This window comes from Flavobacterium sp. (assembly GCF_044339515.1).
GTDB lineage: Bacteria > Bacteroidota > Bacteroidia > Flavobacteriales > Flavobacteriaceae > Flavobacterium.
In genome coordinates this window covers 1-11,880 of sequence record NZ_JBIIVK010000026.1, presented here as the reverse complement: position 1 = coordinate 11,880, position 11,880 = coordinate 1, and the positions used below count along the sequence as shown (strand labels likewise).

The following is an 11,880-nucleotide window of genomic DNA, read 5'->3' as shown; positions in this document are numbered from 1 at the left end:
ATGCATTCCTTTATTAAACGCTACAAATTTCAATTGTTAGGATTCCTGATTTTTTCTATTGCTTTCCTATCCATTTCTTTTTATTTATTAACGCCAAAGAAAAAACTCCCCATTTTCAATCCATCCGACGTTAATCCTGAATTAGTTGACAGCACGGTTCAACATGTTAGTAAATACCATACCATTGCTGATTTTTCTTTTACCAATCAAAACGGAGAAATCATTTCTCAAAAAAATTATGAAGGAAAAATTTATGTCGCTGATTTTTTCTTTACTACTTGTCCTACAATTTGTCCGATTATGCAAGACAATATGGTGGAAATTCAAAATGCTTTTAAAGATGTTTCAGGTGTGATGCTTTTATCTCATACAGTCATGCCTCATATTGATAGTGTTCCTGTTCTAAAAAAATATGCGTTAGAAAAAGGAGTGATTGATTCCAAATGGAATTTAGTAACGGGAGATAAAAAAGATATCTTTTACATTGCCAGAAAATCTTATCTAGCCGTAAAAACCGAAACCGAAGGAGAATTATATGATATGGTTCATACTGAAAATTTTATTTTAGTGGATAAAAAAAGAAGAGTTCGTGGTTTTTATGATGGTACTAAAAAGGAGGAAATAAAACGATTAATAGAAGACATACGTTTTTTAATAGACGAAAAAAATTAAATTCTTAACAGACTTTTATCAATTAATATTGATGAAAATAAGTTATTTTTGTATTTATATTTATTCTAAATAAACTTTGCAAACAACAATTGACCAACTGAAAAAAGGCGAAAAAGCTATAATTACAGCTTTTAATTTGGAAACCATTCCCTTGAAATTAATTGAAATGGGTTGCATGGAAGGTCATTTGGTTGAATTAGTGCAAACAGCTCCTTTTGGAGATCCTTTGTATCTTGATATGAATGGAACTCATTTGGCTATTCGAAAAGAAATGGCAAAGGAGATTATTGTAGAAATCATTCAAAACTAAATTGCTGAATGAAAAACACATCCCTAAAAGTTGCACTCATTGGAAATCCAAATACCGGAAAAACTTCCTTATTTAATCAATTAACAGGACTCAATCAACAAGTTGGAAATTATCCGGGAGTGACAGTAGAGCGTAAAGTTGGCACCTGTAGTTTACCTCAAAATAAAAAAGCTACTATTCTTGATTTACCGGGAACGTATAGTTTAAATGCTAATTCATTAGACGAAAATCTGGTAATAGAATTACTTTTAAATAAGAATGATAAAGATTATCCCGATGTTGCAGTTGTAGTCTCTGAGGTAGAAAATCTAAAACGAAATTTACTCCTTTTTACACAAATAAAAGATTTAGAAATTCCAACTATCTTGGTCGTCAACATGGCCGATCAAATGGCGTTAAAAGGAATTTCATTGGATATTCCTAAACTAGAAGAAGCTTTAAAAACCAAAATTGCACTCATTAGCTCCAGAAAAGCAACCGGAATCGAGGAATTGAAAGAATTGATTGTTAATTATGAATTGCTTTCAACCGAACCCTGTTTGAATGCTTCTGAAATTGATTCTGACTATTTCAATAATTTACGAAGAATATATCCCAATCAACAATTGTATAAACTTTGGTTGGTTATTTCACAAGATGTAAATTTTGGTGAGCTTTCAAAAAAGGTAATCCAAAATAATTCGTTCTCAAAATCAGATGATGAATTAAAAAGATTACAACATAAAGAAACCATAAAAAGGTATCAATTTATCAATGATTTACTCAAAATTGGTAAATCAATTGATCCTTCAAAAGCAAAAGATTTACGAAGCAAACTAGACAGCATTCTTACCCATAAAATTGGTGGTTATATTATATTCTTTACCATTTTATTTCTGATTTTTCAATCTGTTTTTGAATGGTCCAGCATTCCTATGGAATTTATTGACGAATCGTTTGCTACACTTAGTACTTGGGTTAACGAACATTTATCATCCGGAAAATTAAACGATTTGATTTCACAAGGAATTATTCCCGGTATCGGTGGTGTAGTGATTTTTATTCCTCAGATAGCCTTTTTGTTTTTGTTCATATCCTTATTGGAAGAAAGCGGATATATGAGTAGAGTCGTTTTTTTGATGGACAAGACGATGAGACGATTTGGCCTTAGCGGAAAAAGTGTTGTGCCATTAATTTCTGGAACCGCTTGTGCTATTCCAGCCATTATGGCAACTCGAAATATAGAAAATTGGAAAGAGCGATTAATTACCATTTTAGTTACGCCATTTACAACTTGTGCAGCTAGAATTCCCGTTTATGCTATTTTAATTGCCTTAATCATACCAGACAAACGAATTTTTGGATTTCTGAATTTACAAGGGCTTACGTTGATGATTTTATACACGCTTGGTTTTTTGATGGCAATTATTTCGGCAACCATTTTAAACAAAATGCTCCAACTCAAATCAAAAAGTTTTTTTGTGATTGAAATGCCAAATTACAAAATTCCATACTATAAAAATGTGGGATTAAATGTGCTTGAAAAAACAAAAGCATTTGTGTTTGGAGCCGGTAAAATCATTGTTTCTTTGTCTATCATTTTATGGTTTATGGCATCCTATGGGCCGACTGATAATTTTGCAAATGCAGAAGAAATCATTAGCTCTGAATCTCAAAATCAATCGTTATCTGAAGATGAAATACAAGATAAAATCGCTTCTTTTAAACTTGAAAACTCTTATATCGGAATCATCGGAAAATCAATTGAACCTGTTATTCTACCTCTTGGATATGATTGGAAAATAGGTATTGGAATTGTTGCTTCTTTTGCGGCAAGAGAAGTTTTTGTAGGTACAATGGCTACTATTTACAGTGTAGGTAGTCATGGTGAAGAAGAAAATACCATCAAAGAAAAAATGAAAAATGAGGTAAATTCCATTACAGGAAAACCAATATATACTTTTGCTTCCGGAATTTCACTCTTGCTTTTTTATGCTTTTGCAATGCAATGTATGAGTACGTTAGCCATTGTTAAAAAAGAAACTAATTCTTGGAAATGGCCGATAATACAGCTATTTGTTATGAGCGGATTTGCTTATTTAGTCGCTCTTCTGGCTTTTCAAACACTCAAATAAAATAACTTTCAAGCATTAAAATTTAAAACAGTTTAATTTTCAAACACTTATAAAATTCTTTATTTTTTTCTTATTTATATTTTGTCTAAATAAAAAATAGGTTTTACATTTGCAATGTAGAATCAATCTAAATAAAAATGAAAAAATATTTTACGCTGTTTTTAACATCTAGTTTCATAGTAGTAAACGCTCAAACGAACAATCAAAAACAACAACAAGACACTATACGATTACAAGAAGTTACTCTTGAGCCCAAAAAGAACAGCCCAGAAAGATTACCTGAAATAAAACAAAATGTATTGTTTTCAGGTAAAAAAAATGAAGTTTTAAAATTATCTAATATTAACGGAAATTTTACGACCAACAATAGTAGAGAAATTTTTTCCAGAATTCCTGGTGTCACCATTTGGGAGAACGAAGGCTCAGGAATCCAAGTTAATGTTGGAGTTCGCGGTTTAAGTCCAAATAGAAGTTGGGAATTAAATACACGTCAAAACGGGTATGATATTTCGTCTGATGTATTTGGTTATCCGGAAGCTTATTATAATCCACCTTTGGAAGCGGTTGAAACCATAGAATTAGTTCGCGGTGGTTCATCTTTGCAATTTGGTCCACAGTTTGGCGGAATGCTGAACTATGTTTTAAAAAGAGAAACAAAAAAGAAATTTTCTTTTGAAACACAAAACACTGTGGGAAGTTATGGTATGATGAGTAGCTACAACGCTATTGGCGGAAATTTTAAAAAGTTTTCTTATTATGTTTACAACCATTCCCGAAGTGCTGACGGATGGAGAGAGAATAGTGAATATACGGTTCGAAACACACACGCTTTTGTGGAATATCGTTTTACAGAAAACACCAAATTGTCTGCAGAATATACTAATATGGATTACCAAATGCAACAAGCTGGGGGTTTAACTGACGAACAATTTAAAGATGACCCGAGACAATCGTTGCGAGAAAGAAATTGGTTTGGCACGCCTTGGAATGTGTTTTCCCTAAATTTTGATACTAAGATAAATGATAATTTTACCTCAAACACAAAACTTTTTGGGCTTGTTGGCGAAAGAAACAGTGTTGGATTCACTGCAACTCCAAATGTTGAAGATGTTATCAATCCTGCTACTAATGAGTATGCCAACCGAAGAGTAGATCGCGATTTTTACGAAAATTTCGGCTTGGAGAACAGAAACATTTATAAATACAAGCTTGGGAAAGTAAACAATAATCTCGCCTTTGGTGTGCGTTTGTACAAAGCTAATACACAACGGGTTCAAGACGGAAGAGGAACAACAGGTTTTGATTTTGATTTGTCTATAGATGGGAGGTTTGCCCGTGATTTAAATTTTACGACAGAAAACGTAGCGGTATTTGCAGAAAATCAGTTTAAAGTTTCTGAAAAATTTAGCGTTACACCTGGAGTTCGATATGAATACATCAAAAACACAGGCGAAGGAAGATTTGGAATCAGTAATAATAATGATGTTGCTTTTCCTGATAAAACGATTTCAAGAAGTCAACCTTTATTTGGACTGGGTTTAGAGTACAAATTTACAACCACAAATATTTATGCTAATATAACTCAAGCTTACAGACCTGTATTGTTTTCAGATTATACTCCTCCAGCGGTAACCGATGTTATTGACCCAAATTTAAAAGACGCTAGTGGTTTTAATGCTGATTTAGGATTTAGAGGAACATTTAAAAACTATTTAAACTTTGATTTTAGTTTGTTTTATTTGAGTTATAATAACCGAATTGGTGGGATTAGACAATTTGTGAATAACGACCCCACACAAGGAACTTTTATTTACAGAACCAACTTGGGTGAAACAGTAAACAAAGGAATCGAAGGTTTTTTTAATCTGAACTTTACCAAGTTATTTAATATTGATAAACCCTATGGAAACTTAGATTTATTTGCGTCTGTAAGTTTTATTGATAGTCGTTATAACGATTTTAGAATTTTTAACACATCCGGAACGGCACCAAATGTTACGATTACAGAAACTAATTTAGAAGGCAATAGAGTTGAAAATGCTCCACGCTATATTCATAATTTTGGGCTTTCTTGGAGTAATGATAATTTCTCTTCTACTTTACAATACAGAATGTCCGGTAAAATATTTACGGATGCTAATAACACAATAGCTCCATCAGCTAATGGTGTTACCGGCCTTTTGGACGATTATCGCGTATTTGATTTATCAACCGAATATAGATTTTTGAAAAATTATAATATCCGAGCAGGTATTAATAATTTACTTAATGAAGAATTTACCACTCGAAGAGCAGGAGGTTATCCCGGTCCCGGTATTCTTCCAGGAGAGGGCAGAACATTTTATATTTCTGTAGGAGCAAAACTTTAACAATAAATGGTTTTCAAGTAATTGAAAACCATTTATTTTTACATTATGATACAAAATAGTATTGTTTATATTTTAGTGGTAGTAGCCGTAATTATTCTTTTTAAACCTTTATTCACAAAGAAAAAATCGAAGAAGAATTGCGATGGAAATGATTGTGGTTGTCATTAACTTCCCAACGCCACATCCAAACTCATCATGACCACAAATCCACCAATAAATCCGAGGGTTGAAATATCGGTATGTTTATCTTGTTGCGTTTCCGGAATTACTTCTTCCACCACCACAAAAATCATTGCTCCGGCAGCAAATGCCAAAGCATAAGGTAAAATTGGAGTGAAAAACGTAACCGCTACTGCTCCCAAAACACCGGCAATAGGTTCTACTAAAGCGGAGGATTGACCGTATAAAAAACTCTTTTTTCTGCTCATTCCCATTCGTCGTAACGGCATAGAAACCGCAATTCCTTCCGGAAAATTTTGAATTCCGATTCCAATCGCTAGAATTGTTGCTCCAGCAATCGATGCTTCCGGAATTCCGGCAGCTACACCACCAAACAAAACACCCACAGCCAATCCTTCCGGAATATTGTGTAACGTGATGGCTAAAACCAAAAGTGTTGTTTTTTGCCAAGGTGATTTTACACCTTCAGTTTCTTTGAAATTGATATGTAAATGCGGTAAAACTTTATCCAAACCAAATAAGAAAAAAGCTCCTAAAAGAAAACCAACCGCTGCCGGTATTACTTTTACAAAACCTTCTCCTTCTGACATTTCAATAGCAGGTGCAAGCAAACTCCAATAACTGGCAGCAACCATAACTCCGCCTGTAAAACCAAGCATTCCGTCTAAAGCGGCCCGGTTCATTGTTTTAAAAAAGAAAACCACAGAAGCTCCTAACGCTGTTAAAAACCAAGTGAATAACGTGGCATATAACGCAGCTAAAATAGGGTCAATACTCGATAAATAATCAACAATGCGATCAAACATATTACATCACTTTTACAAATAAATTACCTGCAATTTTATTCGAAATTAAAATCTCTTTTCCATTCATCAAAATAGTCAACGACATATCAAAGGCTTCTTTATTGATAATTTCAATTTCAGAACCTAACGAAATTTGATGTTTATCTAAATACTGCAAAAAACTCGGCGAACTATCTTTAACACCCAAACACATCACTTTTTTGTTCAAACCTACTTCAGAAAGTAATTGTTTTTCCACTTTTATCATCTGTCCATATCGATCAGGAATCGGATCACCGTGCGGATCTTCTTTAGGGAAGCCTAAAAATTCATCCAAACGATTGATCAATTTCTCGGATTTAATGTGCTCCAATTCTTCTGCTAAATCGTGTACCTCATCCCAAGTGAAATCTAGTTTTTCTACCAAAAAAACTTCCCATAACCGATGTTTTCTTACAATCATTTTGGCGGCGTGCAATCCTTTTTGAGTGAGCGTCACGCCTTGGTATTTTTGGTAATCAACCAATTCTTTTTCGGCTAATTTCTTAACCATATCCGTAACAGAAGACGCTTTGCTTTCTATCATTCCGGCAATTGCATTCGTATTGATTCCTTTAGGTGAAACCAACGATAAATGGTAAATTACCTTGATATAATTTTCTTCCGAATAGGTCATGAATTCAATTAATTTGAAACAAATATACTAAGATAATTTGATATGAGTAAAATAATTTTTAGTTTTGTCTAAATTTATTTTTTGTATGAAAAAAATTTTCCTCTTAGTATCATTCTTATTTACATTTTTTACACAAGCTCAGGAAAAAGGAACGGTTGTTGGTCATGTTTTATCTGAAGGTCAAGCAGTTCCATTTGCAAGCATTCTTTTAAAAAATGCAACCACAGGAACTTCTTCTGATGAAAACGGAAATTTTTCAATTGAAGTTCCGTCGGGAAAACAAGCCATTATTGTGCAAGCCATTGGATTTAAAAATCAGGAAAAAAACATTAATGTACCATCCGGCGGAAAAATTCATTTGAATTTTAATTTGGAAGAAAGTGTTTTCGGGCTGAATCAAGTGGTGGTTTCTGCCACACGAGGATTGCAAAAAAGAACAGAAGCTCCAGTCATTGTCACCGTAACCAATTCAGAAGTTTTACAAAAAGCCCAAGCCATTAGTTTATCCGAAGGATTAAGTTTTCAACCCGGATTACGGATGGAAACGAATTGTCAGAACTGTGGATTTTCTCAAGTTCGGATGAATGGTTTGGATGGAGCTTATTCCCAAATTTTAATGGATAGCCGACCGATTTTTTCTGCTTTAAATGGTGTGTATGGTTTAGATCAAATTCCGACCAATATGATAGAAAGAATTGAAGTTGTTCGTGGTGGTGGTTCGTCTTTATATGGGTCGAATGCGATTGCGGGCACAATCAATATCATTACCAAAGATCCGATAGAAAATTCGTTTGAAATTAATTCGCATTTAGGTATAATTGAAGGAAATGTGCCCGACAAAGCATTAACATTAAACGGAACAGTTTTATCAGAAGATTTAAATTTAGGTCTTCAAATTTTTGCGATGCTTCGTGACCGTGAACCTTTTGATGCCAATGATGATAATTTTACGGAAATTACGACGATGCAAAATCGAACATTCGGATTCAAATCGTTTTATCGTCCGTTTGAACGAAGTAAAATTACAGCAGAATTTCATACGGTAAATGAATTTAGAAGAGGTGGCGAAAATCGTTTTGATTTGCAACCTTTTGAAGCTCTTACGACAGAACAAATTAATTCCAAAATGGTTGGTGGCGGACTCACATTCGAAAATTATTCAGAGGATGAAAAAAATAAATATGCTGTTTATTTCAACACCCAACAATCTAAAAATGACAACTTTTATGGTGGTAGAGCCGATGATGAATTGGGTAATATTGATTATGCAGAAAGCATTCGCGGTTATGGAAATACCGAAGTCATCACATGGATTGGTGGAGCTCAATACAACCGAAAACAAGAATCATTTTTAGGTGGATCGGCAACCTTAACAACCGGAGCCGAATACAAAAAAGAAATGATGGTTGATGAAAAACCAGGTTATAATGCATTTGTAAATCAAACATTAGATATTTTGGGAATTTATGCTCAACAAGAATGGAAAGTAAATGAAAAACTAAAAGTTTTAGGCGGTTTGCGAGCCGATTTTCACAATGCTGCTGATGAGGCCGTGATTTTTAATCCGAGATTAAACATACTTTATAATTTTAAAGAAAATTTGCAGTGGCGAAATAGCTATGCTAAAGGTTTTAGAGCTCCACAAGTTTTTTCGGAAGACATTCACGCTCGAATTGCAGCCGGAGAAGTCGCTTTGGTTGAATTAGCGGATGGGTTGCAATCGGAAACATCCCATTCCTTTTTAACTTCGTTAGATTGGAGTAAAGTTTCACCAAACTCAGAAGCCGGATTGACATTTGAAGCTTTTTACACTAGATTAAACGACCCTTTTGTGTTAGAACAACTTTCAGAAACCATCTGGGAAAAACGTAACGGAAAAGGAGCTGATGTGTATGGTGTGAATTTGGAGGCAAAATATGCTCCGGGACAAAAATGGCAATTTCAAGCAGGAGCAACCATTCAAAAAGCTTTGTATGACGAAGCGGTTCAATGGAGTGAAAACGTGACGAATACCAATCGAAATTTCTTTCGTTCTCCGAATGTTTATGGAAATTTAATGGCAACATTTTCGCCCAAAAAAGCTTTTCAGAACAATCTTTCTTTGGTATATACCGGAAGAATGTATGCACAACATTTCGCTGGGTTTATTGCAGAAGACCGTTTGGTGACTACAAATGAGTTTTATGAAATAAACTTAAAATCTTCCTACACATTTGTGGTAAAAGAAAAATTACATCTTCAATTGAGTGGCGGTATTCAGAATCTTTTTAATCAATACCAAAATGATTTTGACTTGGGTGTGAATCGTGATGCGAATTATATTTACGGTCCTTCACGACCCAGAACCATTTTTATTGGTTTAAAAATAGGATCTGATTTGTTATGAGGACTTATTAAACCATAACAAATCTTTATGATTCAAATCATCCAATCAAAATGATTTCTTACTAACTTTGCATTCAGAAAATCAAATATCAACAATCATAAATCTTAAATAATTATGTATCCAGAAGAAATGGTAAAACCCATGAGAGCCGAATTATCGGAAGTAGGTTTTCAAGAATTATATAGTGCAGAAGCGGTTGAAAATGCAATCAAACAATCCGGAACAACTTTAGTGGTGGTGAATTCGGTTTGTGGTTGTGCCGCCCGAAATGCAAGACCGGGAGCCAAAATGAGCTTAGACGGAGCAAAAAAACCAACTCAATTAGTAACCGTTTTTGCCGGTGTTGACAAAGATGCCGTTGATGCAGCGAGACAACACATGTTTCCTTTTCCACCATCGTCGCCAAGTATGGCGTTGTTTAAAGATGGCGAATTGGTTCACATGTTAGAACGTCACCACATTGAAGGACGTCCAGCAGAAATGATTGCAGAGAATTTAAAAGATGCTTATAACGAGTTTTGTTAAGCTCTGTTTAATAAAAATTAAATCCTTTCAAATTTACATCTGTAAGGATTTTGTTTTAAAAAACTTTTATCATTTAATAATGGAATGAAATAATATACTTAAAATTTAGAAAAAATATTAGTAAAAAATTTTAACACCATAAATAAACAGACACTTTTCACGCAAAATGAAGAAAATAGAGTATTTATTTGTTTTCAGTTAAATTTGCTTTTTCTAATAGTTTTTTTAGGGTTTTTGAATCTAACTTATTAGCCGTCGAATCAACTCTGTTAATTTTGATTTTAAATTTAAAAAACTTGTTATCATTATTAATTGTAATACTATTAGAATCAAAAGCATTATAAAACTTCTCTATGTCTACGTTTTCAGCTATTACCTCATATTCGCTTGGTCTTGAAATCAAAGTGTTTTTATAGCTAAATATTGGGGTTTTACTCCATTCAATAGTATAACCCAAATAAGAAACTTTTTTATTCTCGCCTTTTGGAAATTGTAATGGTATTGTAAACAATATTATAAAAAAAATATTAAATAAGAAGTGTATAATAATTGATTTAAATAAATTAAAGTTTAAAACTACCCAAATTAGAATTAATCCTAAACTTAATTGAAAAAACATTGGTATAATAGTTATAATTGAAGAAAAGTCTTGTGTTTTGTAGTGAACAAGTGAAAAAATAATTGAACTAATAATAAAAGAAAACTTATTATCCACATTTTTTACAAAATTTAGCCCAAACAAGATTATTAATAAAATATAAAGGTATAAGTTATCGGTAGAATATATATAGATTATCATACCTATAACTGATACTGTTCTAAAAAGTAAATTGTTAGCAAAATAACCTCTAAAAGAAAATTCTTCAAAAATCGGTGCAATAATTAATGCACTAAAAACAAAAACAAAATAATTATTAAAAGAATCAAAACGAGATAAACTACCTAATTCTTTTTCAAAATAGATTGAAACAAATGTATATAATAGCATGGTGCAGCAAAAAATCACTGCACCACTTAATATTAAATAGTTTGAATTGTATTTTTTAAATTTTTCTAACATAATTTATAATTATCTACACCCTACATTACAAGTTGTAGAAAACCATCCTTCGCTGAATTGCATATAAGGTCGAGAACCACTTGGACAACTCAAAGCTTGCATAGCACCTCTACATTGTTCTAAAGGAGAATCTTGTAAAGAGTCAACAATTGCTACGATAGCAGATACAACCACTACTACACAAGGACCGCAATATTGAATTTCATTCTCATAAACACCTCTTGAATTGTTTTCATTTGTATAATTTTCTAGGCTTGTTATAAAATCATCACCGTAATATTTTACATCATTAATTTGCTCTCCAGTACTTGTTATTGCATTGAACTTGAAATAATCATTTTCCTCTACAATCTCAACGATATCAATATATTCTCCAGTTTCAAGATTTGAAATTCTATATGAATCAGAATTGTTTCTAGAATTCGTATTTAAACTTGCACCAATTTCAGTATTTATAGCAACACCATATACAGGTTTATTGTTTTCATATTTCAAAATTGAGCCATCATTTTGTGGAAAAAACAATGAATTTTTATATTCCATAGAATTTGTTTTATCAATAGTATTAACGTTTTCAACTTCATTATTTTCTGAACAAGAAGATAAAGAATAGATTAGAGTAAATACTAAAGCAAAAATAGAAAAAAATGATAATGTTTTGATAGATTTAAGTTTCATAATGAAGTGATTTAAACTTATTTTGTAAATATAAAAGGGTTGACGAAATTTGTGTTGCAAAACATAATCATTTCAAAATCAACCCTTATGTACAGTGTACTTGACAAAGATATAATAAAAAGTGA

10 protein-coding genes are annotated in these 11,880 nt (G+C 32.7%); 6 read left to right on the top strand and 4 right to left on the bottom strand.

Annotated features, from left to right (window positions below):
• The 4 genes from ACIQ0M_RS08720 (at position 1) to ACIQ0M_RS08705 (ending at position 5,465) form a co-directional block, all read left to right on the top strand.
• Positions 1 to 672: an SCO family protein gene (locus ACIQ0M_RS08720; protein WP_396151464.1), complete on the top strand. Its 672-nt coding sequence runs from the start codon at positions 1 to 3 to the stop codon at positions 670 to 672.
• Positions 673 to 748: 76 nt separating this feature from the next.
• Complete coding sequence (locus ACIQ0M_RS08715) at positions 749 to 982, top strand: ferrous iron transport protein A (protein ID WP_396151463.1); 234 nt, start codon at positions 749 to 751, stop codon at positions 980 to 982.
• 8 nt (positions 983 to 990) lie between these two features.
• Positions 991 to 3,096, top strand: coding sequence for a ferrous iron transport protein B (feoB, locus tag ACIQ0M_RS08710; protein ID WP_396151462.1), 2,106 nt, complete (start codon positions 991 to 993; stop codon positions 3,094 to 3,096).
• 137 nt (positions 3,097 to 3,233) lie between these two features.
• On the top strand, positions 3,234 to 5,465 hold the full coding sequence (locus ACIQ0M_RS08705; RefSeq protein WP_396151461.1) for a TonB-dependent receptor family protein: 2,232 nt from the start codon (positions 3,234 to 3,236) through the stop codon (positions 5,463 to 5,465).
• A gap of 164 nt (positions 5,466 to 5,629) precedes the next feature.
• On the opposite strand, the gene ACIQ0M_RS08700 is transcribed toward ACIQ0M_RS08705, so the two are convergent.
• Together ACIQ0M_RS08700 and ACIQ0M_RS08695 are read right to left on the bottom strand one after the other, a co-directional pair.
• Positions 5,630 to 6,451: a ZIP family metal transporter gene (locus tag ACIQ0M_RS08700; RefSeq protein WP_396151460.1), complete on the bottom strand. Its 822-nt coding sequence runs from the start codon at positions 6,449 to 6,451 to the stop codon at positions 5,630 to 5,632.
• A 1-nt stretch (position 6,452) separates the two neighbouring features.
• The gene (locus ACIQ0M_RS08695) at positions 6,453 to 7,106 is read right to left on the bottom strand and encodes a metal-dependent transcriptional regulator (protein WP_129463608.1); all 654 of its coding nucleotides are present in this window, start codon (positions 7,104 to 7,106) and stop codon (positions 6,453 to 6,455) included.
• Positions 7,107 to 7,191: 85 nt separating this feature from the next.
• Here ACIQ0M_RS08695 and ACIQ0M_RS08690 point away from each other — a divergent pair, with 85 nt between their 5' ends.
• On the top strand, positions 7,192 to 9,492 hold the full coding sequence (locus ACIQ0M_RS08690; RefSeq protein WP_396151459.1) for a TonB-dependent receptor domain-containing protein: 2,301 nt from the start codon (positions 7,192 to 7,194) through the stop codon (positions 9,490 to 9,492).
• A gap of 114 nt (positions 9,493 to 9,606) precedes the next feature.
• Entirely contained in the window at positions 9,607 to 10,017 is a 411-nt protein-coding gene (locus ACIQ0M_RS08685; RefSeq protein WP_396151458.1) for a BrxA/BrxB family bacilliredoxin, read from the top strand.
• A gap of 184 nt (positions 10,018 to 10,201) precedes the next feature.
• Here the strand turns inward: ACIQ0M_RS08685 and ACIQ0M_RS08680 are convergent, their stop codons facing one another.
• Complete coding sequence (locus ACIQ0M_RS08680; protein WP_396151457.1) at positions 10,202 to 11,077, bottom strand: type II CAAX prenyl endopeptidase Rce1 family protein; 876 nt, start codon at positions 11,075 to 11,077, stop codon at positions 10,202 to 10,204.
• A 9-nt stretch (positions 11,078 to 11,086) separates the two neighbouring features.
• Positions 11,087 to 11,755, bottom strand: a complete 669-nt coding sequence (locus ACIQ0M_RS08675) for a hypothetical protein (protein WP_396151456.1) — start codon at positions 11,753 to 11,755, stop codon at positions 11,087 to 11,089.
• Positions 11,756 to 11,880: the final 125 nt, after the last annotated feature.

What these genes read in the sequence shown, in the direction of transcription:
- ACIQ0M_RS08720 (WP_396151464.1), top strand. Translation starts at nt 1, where the DNA reads ATGCATTCCTTTATTAAACGCTACAAATTTCAATTGTTAGGATTCCTG.
- feoB (WP_396151462.1), top strand. Translation starts at nt 991, where the DNA reads ATGAAAAACACATCCCTAAAAGTTGCACTCATTGGAAATCCAAATACC.
- ACIQ0M_RS08705 (WP_396151461.1), top strand. Translation starts at nt 3,234, where the DNA reads ATGAAAAAATATTTTACGCTGTTTTTAACATCTAGTTTCATAGTAGTA.
- ACIQ0M_RS08700 (WP_396151460.1), bottom strand. Translation starts at nt 6,451, where the DNA reads ATGTTTGATCGCATTGTTGATTATTTATCGAGTATTGACCCTATTTTA.
- ACIQ0M_RS08695 (WP_129463608.1), bottom strand. Translation starts at nt 7,106, where the DNA reads ATGACCTATTCGGAAGAAAATTATATCAAGGTAATTTACCATTTATCG.
- ACIQ0M_RS08690 (WP_396151459.1), top strand. Translation starts at nt 7,192, where the DNA reads ATGAAAAAAATTTTCCTCTTAGTATCATTCTTATTTACATTTTTTACA.
- ACIQ0M_RS08685 (WP_396151458.1), top strand. Translation starts at nt 9,607, where the DNA reads ATGTATCCAGAAGAAATGGTAAAACCCATGAGAGCCGAATTATCGGAA.
- ACIQ0M_RS08680 (WP_396151457.1), bottom strand. Translation starts at nt 11,077, where the DNA reads ATGTTAGAAAAATTTAAAAAATACAATTCAAACTATTTAATATTAAGT.
- ACIQ0M_RS08675 (WP_396151456.1), bottom strand. Translation starts at nt 11,755, where the DNA reads ATGAAACTTAAATCTATCAAAACATTATCATTTTTTTCTATTTTTGCT.